Below are 14,993 nucleotides of genomic sequence, written 5' to 3'. Positions count from 1 at the left end.
GTTGTAGCAGGGGTTTTTCTTATTATTACATCATGCCGCCCATACCACCCATGCCGCCCATGTCAGGCATAGCTGGTGCATTCTTTTCTGGTTTATCAGCGATAACCGCTTCAGTTGTCAAGAACATAGCTGCTACGGAAGCTGCATTTTGCAATGCGGAACGAGTAACTTTAGCAGGGTCAACGATACCTGCTTCGATCATGTTAACCCACTCGCCAGTAGCTGCGTTGTAACCAATGCCAACTGCTTCTTTTTTCAAGCGCTCAACGATAACAGAGCCTTCTTGACCTGCGTTGTCAGCAATCGTGCGGATCGGCGATTCAAGAGCCTTCAACACGATGTTAATGCCTGTTTGCTCGTCAGTCGTTGCTGCAGCAACAGCAGACACTGCACCATATACGTTAATAAGAGCTGTACCGCCACCTGCAACGATACCTTCTTCAACTGCTGCACGAGTTGCATTCAAAGCATCTTCAATGCGCAGCTTGCGCTCTTTCAATTCTGTCTCAGTAGCCGCACCAACTTTGATTACTGCTACGCCGCCTGCCAATTTAGCAAGACGTTCTTGCAGCTTCTCTTTGTCGAACTCGGAAGTTGTTTCTTCGAGCTGCGTACGGATTTGTTTGATGCGAGCATTGATATCATCTTTAGCGCCAGCGCCATCAACGATAATCGTGTTTTCTTTGGTAACACGGATTTGACGAGCTGTACCCAATTGATCGATCGTAGTCGATTTCAACTCAAGACCGAGTTCTTCTGTGATTACTTGACCACCAGTCAATGCAGCAATATCTTGCAGCATTGCTTTGCGGCGATCGCCGAAGCCTGGAGCTTTAACAGCTACGCAAGTGAAAGTACCACGCAGTTTGTTCACGATCAACGTTGCTTGTGCTTCACCTTCAACATCTTCTGCGATGATCAAGAGCTGTTTGCCTTGTTGAACGACTTTCTCCAGCACAGGAAGAATTTCTTGGATGTTTGATACTTTTTTATCTGTAATCAAGATATAAGCGTTGTCGAGAACAGCTTCCATCTTGTCTGTGTCTGTGATCATGTATGGAGATACATATCCACGGTCAAATTGCATACCTTCAACCACTTCAAGCTCTGTGTTGAAGCCTTTGGACTCTTCAACTGTGATTACGCCGTCTTTGCCGACTTTCTCCATTGCTTCTGCGATCAATGCGCCAACTTCTTCATCAGCAGCAGAGATGGAAGCAACTTGAGCAATCGCTTGGGAATCTTCGATTGGCTTAGCAATCGATTGCAGCTCTGTTACAGCTGCACGAACCGCTTTGTCGATCCCTTTGCGCACAACCATAGGGTTTGCGCCTGCAGTAACGTTTTTCAAGCCTTCGCGGATCATCGCTTGTGCAAGAACTGTTGCTGTAGTTGTACCGTCACCGGCAACATCGTTAGTCTTAGTAGCTACTTCTTTCACGAGCTGTGCGCCCATGTTCTCGAATGCATCTTCGAGTTCGATTTCTTTAGCGATTGTTACACCGTCGTTTGTGATCAATGGGGAACCAAATTTCTTCTCCAATACCACGTTGCGGCCTTTAGGACCGAGTGTTACCTTAACTGCATTTGCAAGAGCGTCCACACCGCGGAGCATGGAGCGACGAGCTTCTTCAGAGAACAAAATTTCTTTTGCCATTATGAAATACCCTCCTCTAATCCATTCACATTATTAATTCATCTATTCAACGTTCAAATCCGCACACAGGCGGCATCTACATTTAGTAGCTATAGCGCAAGCTGTATCAGGCGATTAACCAACGATCGCGTGAATGTCGCTTTCTTTCATAATCAAATATTCTTTGCCTTCAAACTTGATTTCTGTACCAGCGTATTTCGAGAAGATTACGCGGTCACCTTCTTTAATGTCGAGCGGAATACGTTGGCCGTCTTTCCATACGCCATTACCTACAGCGATTACTTTACCTTCTTGTGGCTTTTCCTTTGCTGTGTCAGGCAATACGATACCGAAAGCAGTCGTTTCCTCCTTAGCAATGGTCTCGATTAATACGCGTTCTCCTAAAGGTTTGATCATGAAAAAATAGCCTCCTTTAAACAAGAGTGATTATGGTATGGAACTCACAGCTAAAGCTATGTAGCTCCTAAAAAACGGATTACCCGATTATTAGCACTCGAATGTGGTTAGTGCTAATAACAATTTATATGATACTGATTTTGGTATCGATTTGCAAGTGGTTTTAACGTAAAAACTTCAGATTCGGGCTAATTACTTTACGACAGCATTCTTTCGACAAGCCCTCACCGCACTCCTATCCATTTCAACAAAAAATGCAGTTTCCGCTCATACATATATACATTTATGCATGAGCCGGAACTGCATCTCCAGGCGAATAAGCTATGAAACTGTGATTTGCTTGATGTTAGGATACAGAGGAAGCATCCGCTGTCTGCTCTTCCTCGAACTGCTGCTCCCACTCTTGCTGCCGCGCCAACTGCTTGCGATATATAAAGGCAGACAGGAACACACTGAATTCATATAGTATAAGCAGTGGAACCGAGACCAGAAAGTCTGAGATAAAATCAGGCGGTGACAATGTAATACCTAGAAACACCAGAATAAAATACGCAAACCGACGCATCTTCCGCAGGCGAATCGGATTCAGCAGCCGAATGGCTGTCAAGAACATAATGACAAGCGGAAGTTCAAACAACAGCGCCATTGGCAGCAATATATTAAACATGAAGCTTAAATACTGTGTAATCCCATATGTCTCTTTTAAATTTAAGTACTGATTAATACTTGAAGTAAACTCAAATGCCATCGGAAACACAACAAAATAAGCAAATGATAGCCCGCACAGAAATAAGATAAACACATACGGAATATACTTCACTGTCGCTCTGCGCTCCACAGGCTTTAACCCAGGACTGACGAACGCCCATACTTGATAAAGGGTGCATGGCAGGGTCACCGCAATTGCGATAATAACAGCTATCTTCATATAGATGCCAACCCCGTCCCATAGGGAAAAGCTATGAAAAGCAAATCCATTCGCTGGGGGTCTTGAAATCAAATACTTGTAGATCGGATCAGCCGCAAAGAAACCGCCAACCAAACCTACAACAAGCACAATTAGTACATATATAATTCGCTTACGCAACTCGGTAATATGCTCTATGATCGACATTTGTTCATCCGACTGCGACATGCTTACACCAACCTGTTCCTTGCAAAATATGTTCGCTAGTGCCCCCGCATCTTCGGTCGGCGCGCGACACTATAGATGGCATGAGAAGCAGGCTATTCCGGTAAACGGCGAGACGGTTCAACTGGAGGTACAACCTCAGTAGTTGGCGCAGGCTGTGGTGCTGCGGCTTGGGATACTTGTGGCGTTGGTGCTTGGACAGGCGTAGAAGCGGCAGGAGTAATATCCTTGCGGTTGTTGGACGAATTCGTCTCATCTCCATCGCCCATAATATCACGCGCGCCTGCCTTAAATTCACGCAATGTGCGCCCGAACGCACGGCCAAGCTCCGGCAGCTTGTTCGGCCCGAATAACAAGAGAGCCAAGATCAGAAGTAATATAATTCCCGGTACTCCAATACCACTCATGTTGAATCTGCTCCTTTCGATTCACGCCATACACCTATGGACTGTGATATAGATCATATCATAACACTCCCTCATAAAATACCAGGAAGTGTCACAACTTTATGAATATAATTTGAAAAAAATTGAAAAACCAACCTATCTATTCGTGATCATGATACCTTCCACTTGCTACTTCAAGTGCATGCGGCAACTGATCAATGACTGCCATCAAATTGTCGTGTACGCCTTTTGGACTTCCCGGCAAGTTAATAATTAGTGTCCGGTTCCGAATCCCGCATACACCTCGTGAAAGCATCGCACGTCTTGTCTTTAGCATCGACGCCGCTCTCATCGCTTCTGCTATCCCAGGGACGATACGATCTACAACCTTAAGCGTAGCTTCCGGCGTCACGTCTCGTGGTGCAAGGCCTGTCCCACCTGTCGTCAAGATGAGATCTGCTTGAAAATAATCAGCCATCTCGATTAGCGAAGCTGTAATGTCGTTCAACTCATCGGGAACGATCCGGTATTCAACGATCAGACCACCAATCTCTTCTTCTACTAGCTCACGAATCACTTGGGCACTCGTGTCCTCTCGTTCTCCACGCGAGCCCTTGTCGCTCGCTGTTAGTATCGCCACTTTCCAACTCATGTCTCTTCCTCCCTTCAATCATTGACCATTTATAATATCTCATGAATAGATTCCACTCATCATCTAGCCGATTGTATAGTCTCCATGCTGTCCGCCACTTTTCATCACTAGATACGTAGGACCTATGATCATATCTTTCTGCATCGCCTTGCACATGTCATATATGGTTAGCGCCGCTGCTGAGGCTGCCGTAAGGGCTTCCATTTCCACGCCAGTCTTGCCTGTCGTCTTCACTGTAGCCTCAATAAATAGTGTATCATCATCGTTGTCGCGAAATGAAATATTAATACCTGTCAGCATCAAGGGATGACACATCGGAATCCATTGTGCTGTATTCTTCGCTGCCATAATACCCGCAACTTGAGCAACGGCCAGGACGTCTCCTTTTTGGACTTGTCCCTGCTTAATACGCTGCAGCGTATCTGAATGCATCGCCACTGATGAACATGCAACCGCAGTCCGCTTTGACACTTCTTTGTCAGACACGTCCACCATGCGTGCACGGCCTTCTTCATTAAAATGTGATAGTGGATCAGCCATCATCAAGCTCCTCCTGTTCCCTTCCCTTGTTAATCCCTATGCGCTGTCGTATATATAATCTCGTCCTCGTGTACGAGCACGTCTACGCTCATGTCATGCGATTCCATCGGTACCGCCTCAAGGAGCTGCCAGCTATAAAGTAAGCTGATCCGCACAGGCCTGTTGCACACCTTCTTCATGCCGCCATCACCCAACTCAACAGCGGATCTAGCTTCAAACGACAAGACTTCGAATAGCCGTGACCAGAAGCGGTCATAATACCCTGCACCCATGCCTAGTCTACCGCCTTGACGATCAAATGCAACCCCAGGAACCAAAATCATATCAATCTTACCCCATGATTCTTCTTGCAGTGGCGCATCATTAGAAGGTTCCAAGATACCAAACGCCCCTGGCTTCATCGTAGTGCTGTCATTCCATTGATGCCAAGACATGCTAGTATTTTCTCGATGTGTGAGTGGAATATATACCTGATCCCCTTTGTTTCTTAGGTCTGTTAAAAGCAATCGAGTATCCAACTCGCTTGCAAATGGCATATAGGCCAGTACAGTAAGTTCATGATCAAGCTGCCTGCGTATATGATCTATGACTGGAATTGCCAGGCTGCATGCTTGTGAACTAGCCAATTCCCGATTAATTGTTGATACTTCCTGACGCCGCTGCTTCAGCAGCGTTCTAAGGTGCTGTTTGTCAGCGTAATCCCAATGCTGTTGATTATATTCCATGAACGTCCCCCATTTCCTTGCAATAGGCTCAAGTCGTTCAGTACTTTTCATACATTTTCATCATTTTCAACTTTTAGTGTACCATCGTTACCGCCTTCCTGCTACCATTCCGGTCATAATCACGCTGATAACGTCGCACTTCCTCCTATTTTCATGTAAACTAGGGATAGTTTGTTCAACATGGAGGAGATCTGAATGCTGCTGCAGGTAAACGGCATAAATAAAAATTACGGGATAACCCCCGTCTTAACCAATATAACGTTTCATATGAACGACAAAGAGCGGATCGGTCTTGTAGGCGTGAACGGTGCCGGCAAATCGACCCTACTACAAATTATCGCCGGCGAACTCACAGCTGACGCTGGCACCATCTACCGCGCCAAAGAAACAAAAATGGGGTACTTAGCTCAAAACAGCGGTCTGCAATCTGATCGGTCAATTTGGGATGAAATGATGCTTGTTTTCTCCCATTTGACCGACGCTGAACAGGAATTGCGCGATCTTGAGCAGCAAATAGCAGACCCAGCGTTGGCGGAAGATACGGTTCGTTACGAAGATGCGCTGCACCGATACTCCGTGCGTTCCGACTGGTTCCGCGAACAGGGCGGGTACGCAATGGAAGCAAAGGTGCGCGGTATTTTGCATGGTATGGGATTCGGCGGAACAGATCCCGACACGGCAATTCACACGTTAAGCGGAGGGCAGAAGACACGTCTGGCACTAGCCAAAATGCTGCTGCAACAGCCCGATCTACTGCTCCTTGATGAGCCCACTAACCACTTGGATATTGATACGTTGACGTGGCTTGAGCAGTATTTGCGTTCCTATCCCGGCGCTGTGCTTGTCGTATCCCATGACCGGTACTTTTTGGATGCGATGGTTACCTCTATTGTAGAGATCGAGCGGCATCAAGCTAAACGGTATTCCGGAAATTATACCAAATACATGGAGCTGAAGGCCGCTGAATACGAACAAGTTATGAAGCTGTACGAGAAGCAGCAGGACGAGATTGCAAAGCTTGAAGACTTTGTGCGCCGCAACCTTGTACGGGCTTCAACGACCAAACGAGCCCAAAGCCGACGCAAGACACTAGAGAAGATGGAACGAATTGAGAGACCAATCGGTGAGCTAAAACGAGCGCGTTTCTCCTTCGAGGTCGCAAGATCAAGCGGCAAGGATGTCCTGCGGGTGCGCGACGCCTCATTTTCCTATGAGAATAGCCCTCCATTGTTCCAACAAGCAAACTTAGATCTAAATCGTGGCGAAATGGTGGCGCTTATTGGACCAAACGGGGTTGGGAAGTCAACCTTGCTCAAAGCATTAATAGAGAAACATTCCTTAACATCCGGTACGATTAACTGGGGTACCCATGTCATGATTGGATACTACGATCAAGAACAGACAACACTTAACCCTAATCATACTGTGCTGGAAGAGCTATGGAATGAGTATCCTCATATGGAAGAGGTTCGTATTCGCACTGTACTGGGCAGCTTCCTCTTTAGCGGCGACGATGTACAAAAGAAGGTCAGTACCCTAAGCGGCGGGGAGAAAGCACGTGTTGCATTAGCCAAGCTTATGCTGCAAGATGCCAATATGCTCATACTGGATGAGCCAACCAACCACTTGGATCTGTTCAGTAAAGAAGTATTAGAATCTGCCTTAATGGAATATGAAGGGACATTGCTCTTTATATCCCATGACCGTTATTTCTTGAATAAAATGGCCGAGCGGATTGTAGAACTTGCCCCTGATGGAATGACATCCTACTTGGGCAATTATGATGATTATACGGCGAAGAAGCAGGAACTGGAAGAGGACCTTGAGATGAGCACTGTGCAGTCCGTCTCTGCTGCCGCTGCAACGTCTAAAACGACATCCGTAAATACGGGTTCTAATCAAGCAGCAGATGCTCGGGGAGCCTCGCAATTTGAGCAGGAGAAACAAGCCAAACGTGAAGAACGTGCGCGTCAGCGCCGCCTGGAACAGATTGAAGTTCAGATTGCAGAATGGGAAGCCTTTATTGAAGAGCAAGAGGCGCTGCTTACGGACCCTGAGGTCTATAACGATTATGTTCGAGTTCAAGCCATTCAGCAGCAGATTGATGAGCAGAAAGCAAAGCTGGAAGCTGCGTATGCAGAATGGGAAGCCAATATGGAGTAGGAACGGTACTGACAAGAGCCTTCTGGCAATCAGCTTGGTCTGCAAATGCAGCTAAGTCTAATGCTGGTTGGCTCTTTTCTCCTTCCCCACCTCCATATATATCTTGTTATCCTTACACAACTATATTTATCCACAGATTAAAATCAGAAATTTCCCATTATCGACTTTAAAAATACCTTATTATCATAGGACTTTCGTCCCTTAATCCAAGTTTATCCACTGACTTATGCACACTATCCACATTTTCCACACTAAAAGTTGAAAACAATATCCCCCTTTTCCGAAAAAACCAAAAACCTATTAAATAAGTGTTGTAAGCGTTTTCCACATGATATTACTGAATATGTGGATAACTTTTATCCACAACCATTGGAGATGTCATTTTTTCATGAACAATATAAAAAGGGAAGCCCATTCGCGCCCACACACGAGAACGAAAATAAGCCTCCCTACTAAACTGCTGTATAATCAGCTATTCATTTAACATTGCATTCATTCCACGCAGATTAACAAGCCGATCCGTTTCTTACTTCAAACTTATCAAGCCATGCAATCTCCAAGCATTCTTACGAAGACATTACCGACCATTGCTCCAACGAAAAAGTCGGCTCCGCTGTGAAATCAAATCCGACGAATTGCTCATGTTTCCATTTGAGATATCCAGCAGCACCTATCATTGCCGCATTATCTGTACAATATTCAAATGGTGGAATGACAAGCGGCACTTGCTCCAACGCACATCGTTCGGTGAGCGCCGCACGCAACCCTCTGTTAGCAGCTACACCGCCGCATAAGAGCAGCTGCTTTGCTCCATATTCCTTAATGGCACGCATCGCCTTGGTAATTAACACATCAATGACGGATTCCTGGAACCCGCGTGCGATCGCAGCTGGCATTGGAGGCTCGCCTTTCATCTTCGCTTGATTCACTACATTAAGTACAGCGGACTTCACACCGCTAAAGCTAAAGTCGTAAGAATCAGGCTCCAGCCAAGCACGCGGCAGGCTAACAACTTCCTCTGCTTCAAGCGCAAGCCGATCAATGTGAGGACCGCCTGGGTAAGGAAAGCCCACAGCACGGGCTACTTTGTCGTAAGCCTCGCCCACTGCATCGTCACGAGTCCGTCCTATGACACGAAATTGACCTTCACGCTCCAGCAATACCAGCTCAGTGTGTCCTCCAGACACCACAAGTGCCATGCATGGATATTCGAGCTTTGCTACAAGCTGATTCGCATAAATATGCCCAGCAATATGATGTGTCCCGATTAAAGGAATGTTTAATGCCAATGCAAGTGACTTGGCCGCCATAATACCTACGAGCAGTGCGCCTACGAGTCCTGGCCCTTGCGTCACCGCGATTGCATTTAGATCACGCAGTGTCAATCCAGCTTGTTCCAGCGCCTGTTCAATCATGACGGTAATCGTCTCCACATGCTTGCGAGAAGCGATCTCTGGCACTACGCCACCAAACCGACGATGCACATCAATCTGACTTGACACCACATTTGCCAGTACTTCTTGGCCGTCACGTACGATTGCTACAGCCGTTTCATCACAGCTTGTCTCAATTGCAAGAAGAATACCACTACGGCACAACTTTATTTCAATTTGTTCCTTCGTTGACTGTATTTGCGTCATGTTACCTCTCACCTACTTCGTTCTGGGTGCTGCACAGCTGCTGCAGATCCGTCCACATAATTAAGGCATCTTCTTGATTATCGGAGTAATAGCCTTTACGAACACCGGCGGGTTCAAATTTGAATTTGCGGTACAGATGCTGTGCAGTAAGATTAGTCACTCGTACTTCAAGCGTCATTTTCACCATGCCGAGTGCGATTGCACGAGCAATCAACTCCCGCAGCAGCCACTCGCCCCACCCTCGTCTTCGAAAGTCAGGATGAACCGCAATGTTAGTGACATGTGCTTCATCCAGAATGGTCCACATACCAGCGTATCCTGCTATTCTTCCTTCATGTTCGATAACAATATATCGGGCAAAAAGGTTGGTGGTCAATTCATTATGAAAAGCATCATTCGTCCATGGCACTGTAAAAGAGGCGTGCTCGACCTGTATGACCTGCTCAACATCCGTAATTTCCATCCCACGCACATATGTGACAGCCTGTAATTCAGCTTGGTCCCGTTTCATTTCCTTCATCCCGCCCTGCTCCTTCCACTGCTTTTTTTCCTATAACCTCATTTATATCCAGCCAAATGTTCAGTTCAAACATCTTATGGTTTGAGCTAATTGTTCGCCTGCTGAGCGTTATGTGCATTTAATTTGGCTTCTGCTTCAGTCACTTGCGTATAGTTCGGCTCTAACCGATGTACATCAGACTGCTCACCACGTGTTAGAGCCGCCTGCCCTAATACACCAATCCAGCCTGCATCCATTTCACAAGGAATGACTTGAATACGAGCTCCAAACTTAATCGATAACTCGTCCAGTATGTCTTGCTGCTGAATGGTCTCCCCGACAAAAAGAACGTTCTGATTCGATTCTGCCAGCAATAATTGCTCCACTTCTCTGGCTACATCGACAAACATACGTATGCTGTCCTCCTGCTCCACTTTACAAGCCTGTTCACGACTGCAAGCTTGAGAAGCGTGATCCAGCAGTGTATTAAGCTCAGCATGAAATCCTGTAAAAGAAGCCGTATATACTTGTCCTCTACGTGCATTCATAAGCGGATATACTGTAAAATTACCCTGCTTATCGGAATAATCAGCATCCACGCATCTATCTTTTGCTGAAGCTGCATATAGTGCAGTCCCTGTTAAAGCCAGCGCCCTTAAGCTAGAGACACCGATAACCGGCTTATTCCAGGCCCACGCTATCGTTTTGGCTGCTGTTACTGCAATACGAACCCCTGTGTAAGATCCTGGTCCCATACCAACTGCTATCCCATCAAGCTGCGCTTCACCCCATTGTTCCGTTTGCAGCATATCATGCATAGCTGGTACCAGCTTGATCGAATGATTACGCTCCGCATTATCGTGCGTGCACTGCTTAACTTCCCCGCCTTGCACGAGGGCTACGGCAAGCGTTGCTGTTGACGTGTCGAAAGCAAGTAATCTGCGATGTTGTTCCGTTTCGTACGACATATTACACTCCGCTCCATTTCAACTGATTCAACCAGGTTACATAAGGTTCTCCATAAGCTGTCATACGAATAATACGCTCGTGCTCTCCTTCATACTGCAAGTACAGATGCAAGTACTTTGGTGGCAGAATGGGAGTAATAATGCTGGACCATTCTACTAGCGACACTCCATCTCCGTAAAAATACTCGTCAAGACCAAGCTCATCCGCCTCAGCCATGCTGATCCGGTATACATCCATATGATAAAGCGGCAATTCCTTGCCGTTATACTCTTTAATGATCGTAAATGTGGGGCTGTTGACAACATCTGTGACTCCCATCGCCTTGGCAATAGCCTGTGAAAAGCGTGTTTTGCCTGCGCCTAAGTCTCCGTCCAGCGCAATAACTGTCCCTGGCCCACAATGCTCAGCCACACGTGTCGCCAAACGCTCCGTATCAGCTTCGCTCATAGAACGAAACGAAAAGTTTGCCGTCTGCACACTTGATCCCCTCCTGCATGAATTGTTCCGTGCAGCTTGCCGCATGACGATTCAATATAGCAAGCCTAACTAACACCTCATTATAACATAAATAAAAAGTGATTATAGAACTCAGAACATTTGCAAGCGTCCATATCAAAACAACAAAAAAGCTGCGCAATTGGCTTCATAGAGCCTTGATCGCGCAGCTTCGTGCAGTAAAACGTTATGCCCTATCTATTTCGATTCCCACTTAGGTCGATTCAATCAGACGCTCTACCGATACGGTTTCCGTATTCGTCGGATTGGCACCTACCTGAACGGTCGCCATTCCGTTGGCCGTATCGACATGTTCGATCCACACTGATTGTTCTCCATCTAATTTTACAGGTACTGTATCTTTCATTTCATATATTTGCTTGGCACGTTCTGCGTTCATCGTGAACCTCCTCATATGTCGGTATGTTTAATTTGGCTTAAACTCGTCCGAAACATACATGACTTCCCATCTCTTTCCCGTGTAGATTGATCATCAAATTCACATACTGAACCTACACAAATGCTAATGAAGAACAGGAGAATGATGATGCATACCGTATGGAAAGGGGCCATCAGCTTTGGACTTGTCCACGTTCCTGTAAAAATGCACTCTGCCACCGAAGACAAAGATATCTCACTGCGTATGATTCATTCGGTATGCGGCAGTCCGCTAAACTATGTACGCCAGTGCCCTGTTTGCGACACAGAAGTAGCATGGAACGATATCGTTAAAGGTTATGAATATGAAAAAGGACATTTTGTTCTTTTTAACAAAGACGAGCTCGAAGGTCTTCAAGATGATGCCAATCGAGCAATTGCCATTTTGGATTTTGTAGACTTGGCGGAGATTGATCCCATTTATTATCAAAAAACCTATTATCTCTCCCCAGATCAGGCAGGTGGCAACGCTTATCAACTGCTGCGTGAAGCCCTAAACAGTACCAACAAGATTGGCATTGCAAAAGTAACGCTGCGCGCCAAAAGCAGCTTAGCCGCTATTCGTGTGCTTGATAACTGCCTTGTGATGGAGACGATGCATTATCCAGATGAAATTCGCAGTTCTGGGCAAGTTCCAAACATTCCTGAGAACATTCAAATTAATCCGAAGGAACTAGAGATGGCCCAAGTACTGATTAACCAGTTGTCCAGTGATTTTGAGCCGCAAAAATATACGGACGAATACCGCGAGCGCCTGCTTACACGGATTCAAGAAAAAATTGCCGGCAAAGAGATTACAACAGCACCAGCGGCAAATAACGAGCCGCCAATCGTGGATCTGATGGCGGCGCTGCAGGCCAGCATTCAGGCCATGCAGCCTGTCGTGCCAGACCTCGGCTCAGCAGCAGCAAGCGGCAAGGCTGCACCTCAGGTCGGCGCAGAAGCAAGCCGGACAACTGCGGCGCAAACTGGCACTGCTGGCAATAAGGCTGCGACAAGCGCGACTCCAGCTGCAAGCAGCCGTGCAAAGGGCAGGAGCGCAGCCAAAGGGCCGGCTGGCCAAGCCGCCGCAAGCGCTAAGCCAGCCGCAGGCTCCCGCAAGCGGCGCACCGCGGCGGGGGATGCATCAGCCGCGAGCAGCAGCAACGCTGGCGCTGAATCGGCAGCCGCCCCGCCGCTGGCCGTAGACAGCAAGCCTACCCGCACGAAGCGGACACGCAGCCGCAAAGCGGAAGAGCTGCCTGCTGCCGCAGGCAGCGACAGCGCGGCAGGTGCTCCCGCGCCGCGCAGGCGTACTCGGCGCGGCACGGAGGCGCCGTGAGCAAGGTACGGCAGCCAGACCAACTGCTGCCTCTGGGCATCCATTTGGATCAGCGCTTCATGCCGATGGCCCCGCTGCCTATTCAATCGCTGCCAGCAGGTGAAGATTGGCTGCATCAATTAAAATGGGACGGTATTCGGCTGCTGGCCTTCATCCATGAGGGTCAGATCGAGCTCTATACACGCAAGATGGAAAAGCGGACAGCAGATTATCAGCCTATCGCTGCTGCTTTAGCCACCTACCTTCCCCTTGAAGGGCATTCTGTCTTGTTAGACGGTGAAGCTGTCGTTTTTGATCCGGAACTGCAGCGTCCATCCTTTTCCCTTATTTTAAAAAGACAACGCTCGGCCAACTCCACAAGACAACAATACAGCCTTACGTATGTGGTTTTTGACTTATTGGCCTTAAATGGTAAGGATATGCGTCAACTCCCCTATGAGCAGCGACATCAAACCTTGCTGGAGCTTATGCCAGAACGTACTGCCTCTTTGTTTGTAACCGATGTGTTTTCTAATGGCCCTGCCCTATGGCAGTGGGTAGAGGCAAACGAGTGGGAGGGAATCGTTAGCAAACACCGCAATTCCCCTTATCTGCAAGGCAAGCTGCACCGGGAATGGGTAAAACTGAAGAAACGTTTGAATCTCACCGCACTTGCTGTTGGCTACGTTATTAATAGCGGCAGGATTGCAAGCTTGATCCTGCTGCATACCGACGGTGTCTATATTGGCAGAGCGGCAAGTGGATTAAACGAAACGCATCGCACCCTGCTGCAGGAATGGTCCCAACAATATGGCGTTAACAAGCCCGTTGTCGGACGCATTAATTCCTTTCCAGCTGAATTAAACCGAGAACAGCTGCAATGGTTCACGCAGCCGCTTCTTTGTGATGTGACGGCCCTTGAACTTACCAGCGCAGGTGTACTCAGGCATCCGAAGCTATTAGCTCTGCCAAGCAAGCAGCACCTGCAAAATTAAGTGCCAATACGTAACCCCAACCATTTTCATTCTCGAATCAATGGCATGGCAATAATAAAGGAGGCCCCCAACCTATGGCAGCTAAATATTCACTCCAAATCGAAGGGTTTGAGGTCCCTTTATCCAATCCTGACAAGCTATTGTGGCCTGAACTTGGATTAACAAAAGCCGATTATGTGAAACTTTTGCTGCCTGTTGCTCCTTACTTGATTCGTTATTGCCAGAATCGTTATTTAACAACGATTAGATATCCAGATGGTGTGCACGGGGAGTCCTTTTATCAGAAAAATTGCCCGCAGCCCACGCCTGAATTCGTAAACACAGCATTTCATGGTGAACATGAGTATGTGCTGCTTAACAACTTGCCTACGTTGATTTGGCTTGCCAATCTAGCAAGCCTGGAATTTCACCCCTCCCTGCACACCATAGGAGATGAGCTTCCTGAGCAATGGATTATTGACCTTGATCCTTCTATTCCCGTAGAGCCGCGGATCATGGAAGCTGCAGCACTTGTAGGGCAGCTGCTGCACTCCTTAGGTATTGACAGTGTACCCAAAACCTCTGGTGCAACAGGCGTCCAAGTCGTAATCAAGCTGCAGCGGGGACCGACATTCGCCCAATTGAAGTCATTCGGCTTATTCGTAGCGCAGTACTTATGCCAGCAATCTCCGAACCTTTTTACCATCGAGCGACTGAAAAAGGATCGTGGCACTCGCATTTACATCGATTATGCACAGCATGATATCGGTCGTACGATTGCGGCTGCGTATACGCCCAGAGCCACCCCTTATGCCACCATCTCTATGCCTTTGACTTGGGAAGAAGTCAGCCACAATCCGAGTCCACGCGACTTTACGCTGCTGAATGCGGCAGCGCGCTTATCGCAGATCGGAGACTTGCTGGAGCAAGCCCCCGTACAGCATTTGACAGAGACGCTGCAAGCCTTCCAAACGCAACTTCGAAACTGAGACAAAATCAGTGCATAACAGACCAAATAACCCGAATC

At 47.4% G+C, this 14,993-nt stretch carries 15 protein-coding genes and 1 pseudogene; 4 read left to right on the top strand and 12 right to left on the bottom strand.

Annotated elements, in window-relative coordinates; translation table 11 throughout:
• Positions 1 to 25 precede the first annotated feature (25 nt).
• The 7 genes from groL to QP775_RS14455 form a co-directional block, all read right to left on the bottom strand.
• A complete protein-coding gene (gene groL / locus QP775_RS14485) occupies positions 26 to 1,657 on the bottom strand; it encodes a chaperonin GroEL (protein WP_239330025.1) in 1,632 nt (543 codons plus the stop codon).
• Positions 1,658 to 1,771: 114 nt separating this feature from the next.
• Positions 1,772 to 2,053, bottom strand: coding sequence for a co-chaperone GroES (groES, locus tag QP775_RS14480; protein WP_028545827.1), 282 nt, complete (start codon positions 2,051 to 2,053; stop codon positions 1,772 to 1,774).
• A gap of 346 nt (positions 2,054 to 2,399) precedes the next feature.
• A complete protein-coding gene (gene tatC, locus QP775_RS14475; RefSeq protein WP_239330027.1) occupies positions 2,400 to 3,188 on the bottom strand; it encodes a twin-arginine translocase subunit TatC in 789 nt (262 codons plus the stop codon).
• A gap of 92 nt (positions 3,189 to 3,280) precedes the next feature.
• Positions 3,281 to 3,592, bottom strand: a complete 312-nt coding sequence (locus QP775_RS14470; protein ID WP_239330030.1) for a twin-arginine translocase TatA/TatE family subunit — start codon at positions 3,590 to 3,592, stop codon at positions 3,281 to 3,283.
• A 139-nt stretch (positions 3,593 to 3,731) separates the two neighbouring features.
• The gene (locus tag QP775_RS14465; protein WP_239330032.1) at positions 3,732 to 4,223 is read right to left on the bottom strand and encodes a MogA/MoaB family molybdenum cofactor biosynthesis protein; all 492 of its coding nucleotides are present in this window, start codon (positions 4,221 to 4,223) and stop codon (positions 3,732 to 3,734) included.
• Between the two features lie 63 nt (positions 4,224 to 4,286).
• Entirely contained in the window at positions 4,287 to 4,763 is a 477-nt protein-coding gene (gene moaC / locus QP775_RS14460; protein WP_285106993.1) for a cyclic pyranopterin monophosphate synthase MoaC, read from the bottom strand.
• Between the two features lie 29 nt (positions 4,764 to 4,792).
• On the bottom strand, positions 4,793 to 5,488 hold the full coding sequence (locus tag QP775_RS14455) for a 5-formyltetrahydrofolate cyclo-ligase (RefSeq protein WP_239330036.1): 696 nt from the start codon (positions 5,486 to 5,488) through the stop codon (positions 4,793 to 4,795).
• Positions 5,489 to 5,683: 195 nt separating this feature from the next.
• Here QP775_RS14455 and QP775_RS14450 point away from each other — a divergent pair, with 195 nt between their 5' ends.
• Positions 5,684 to 7,651, top strand: coding sequence for an ABC-F family ATP-binding cassette domain-containing protein (locus QP775_RS14450; RefSeq protein ID WP_239330038.1), 1,968 nt, complete (start codon positions 5,684 to 5,686; stop codon positions 7,649 to 7,651).
• Positions 7,652 to 8,217: 566 nt separating this feature from the next.
• Here the strand turns inward: QP775_RS14450 and tsaD are convergent.
• The 5 genes from tsaD to QP775_RS14425 all read right to left on the bottom strand — a co-directional run bounded on the left by tsaD (position 8,218) and on the right by QP775_RS14425 (position 11,654).
• Positions 8,218 to 9,291 (bottom strand): tRNA (adenosine(37)-N6)-threonylcarbamoyltransferase complex transferase subunit TsaD, encoded by a 1,074-nt coding sequence (gene tsaD / locus QP775_RS14445; RefSeq protein ID WP_285106990.1) that lies wholly within the window; start codon positions 9,289 to 9,291, stop codon positions 8,218 to 8,220.
• A 1-nt stretch (position 9,292) separates the two neighbouring features.
• A complete protein-coding gene (gene rimI, locus QP775_RS14440) occupies positions 9,293 to 9,811 on the bottom strand; it encodes a ribosomal protein S18-alanine N-acetyltransferase (protein WP_239330687.1) in 519 nt (172 codons plus the stop codon).
• A gap of 86 nt (positions 9,812 to 9,897) precedes the next feature.
• Entirely contained in the window at positions 9,898 to 10,758 is an 861-nt protein-coding gene (tsaB, locus tag QP775_RS14435) for a tRNA (adenosine(37)-N6)-threonylcarbamoyltransferase complex dimerization subunit type 1 TsaB (protein WP_285106987.1), read from the bottom strand.
• Between the two features lies 1 nt (position 10,759).
• Positions 10,760 to 11,281, bottom strand: coding sequence for a tRNA (adenosine(37)-N6)-threonylcarbamoyltransferase complex ATPase subunit type 1 TsaE (tsaE, locus tag QP775_RS14430; protein ID WP_285106985.1), 522 nt, complete (start codon positions 11,279 to 11,281; stop codon positions 10,760 to 10,762).
• A 187-nt stretch (positions 11,282 to 11,468) separates the two neighbouring features.
• Positions 11,469 to 11,654, bottom strand: a complete 186-nt coding sequence (locus tag QP775_RS14425) for an H-type small acid-soluble spore protein (RefSeq protein WP_239330046.1) — start codon at positions 11,652 to 11,654, stop codon at positions 11,469 to 11,471.
• A gap of 147 nt (positions 11,655 to 11,801) precedes the next feature.
• Between QP775_RS14425 and ku the strand changes: the two are divergent.
• The 3 genes and pseudogenes from ku to ligD all read left to right on the top strand — a co-directional run.
• A pseudogene (gene ku / locus QP775_RS14420) lies at positions 11,802 to 12,719 on the top strand (non-homologous end joining protein Ku); the annotation flags it as partial.
• 290 nt (positions 12,720 to 13,009) lie between these two features.
• Positions 13,010 to 13,987, top strand: a complete 978-nt coding sequence (locus QP775_RS14415) for an ATP-dependent DNA ligase (protein ID WP_285106983.1) — start codon at positions 13,010 to 13,012, stop codon at positions 13,985 to 13,987.
• A gap of 74 nt (positions 13,988 to 14,061) precedes the next feature.
• Positions 14,062 to 14,955: a non-homologous end-joining DNA ligase gene (gene ligD, locus QP775_RS14410; protein WP_285106981.1), complete on the top strand. Its 894-nt coding sequence runs from the start codon at positions 14,062 to 14,064 to the stop codon at positions 14,953 to 14,955.
• The last annotated feature ends 38 nt before the right edge of the window (positions 14,956 to 14,993 follow it).

The organism is Paenibacillus sp. UMB4589-SE434, from assembly GCF_030226685.1.
GTDB lineage: Bacteria > Bacillota > Bacilli > Paenibacillales > Paenibacillaceae > Paenibacillus_B.
Note: the sequence above shows the minus strand (reverse complement) of the source record. Positions and strands in the feature narration are given on the sequence as shown.

What these genes read in the sequence shown, in the direction of transcription:
- QP775_RS14455 (WP_239330036.1), bottom strand. Translation starts at nt 5,488, where the DNA reads ATGGAATATAATCAACAGCATTGGGATTACGCTGACAAACAGCACCTT.
- tsaD (WP_285106990.1), bottom strand. Translation starts at nt 9,291, where the DNA reads ATGACGCAAATACAGTCAACGAAGGAACAAATTGAAATAAAGTTGTGC.
- rimI (WP_239330687.1), bottom strand. Translation starts at nt 9,811, where the DNA reads ATGAAGGAAATGAAACGGGACCAAGCTGAATTACAGGCTGTCACATAT.
- tsaB (WP_285106987.1), bottom strand. Translation starts at nt 10,758, where the DNA reads ATGTCGTACGAAACGGAACAACATCGCAGATTACTTGCTTTCGACACG.
- groES (WP_028545827.1), bottom strand. Translation starts at nt 2,053, where the DNA reads ATGATCAAACCTTTAGGAGAACGCGTATTAATCGAGACCATTGCTAAG.
- moaC (WP_285106993.1), bottom strand. Translation starts at nt 4,763, where the DNA reads ATGGCTGATCCACTATCACATTTTAATGAAGAAGGCCGTGCACGCATG.
- QP775_RS14465 (WP_239330032.1), bottom strand. Translation starts at nt 4,223, where the DNA reads ATGAGTTGGAAAGTGGCGATACTAACAGCGAGCGACAAGGGCTCGCGT.
- QP775_RS14425 (WP_239330046.1), bottom strand. Translation starts at nt 11,654, where the DNA reads ATGAACGCAGAACGTGCCAAGCAAATATATGAAATGAAAGATACAGTA.
- tsaE (WP_285106985.1), bottom strand. Translation starts at nt 11,281, where the DNA reads ATGCGGCAAGCTGCACGGAACAATTCATGCAGGAGGGGATCAAGTGTG.
- ligD (WP_285106981.1), top strand. Translation starts at nt 14,062, where the DNA reads ATGGCAGCTAAATATTCACTCCAAATCGAAGGGTTTGAGGTCCCTTTA.
- groL (WP_239330025.1), bottom strand. Translation starts at nt 1,657, where the DNA reads ATGGCAAAAGAAATTTTGTTCTCTGAAGAAGCTCGTCGCTCCATGCTC.
- QP775_RS14450 (WP_239330038.1), top strand. Translation starts at nt 5,684, where the DNA reads ATGCTGCTGCAGGTAAACGGCATAAATAAAAATTACGGGATAACCCCC.
- tatC (WP_239330027.1), bottom strand. Translation starts at nt 3,188, where the DNA reads ATGTCGCAGTCGGATGAACAAATGTCGATCATAGAGCATATTACCGAG.
- QP775_RS14470 (WP_239330030.1), bottom strand. Translation starts at nt 3,592, where the DNA reads ATGAGTGGTATTGGAGTACCGGGAATTATATTACTTCTGATCTTGGCT.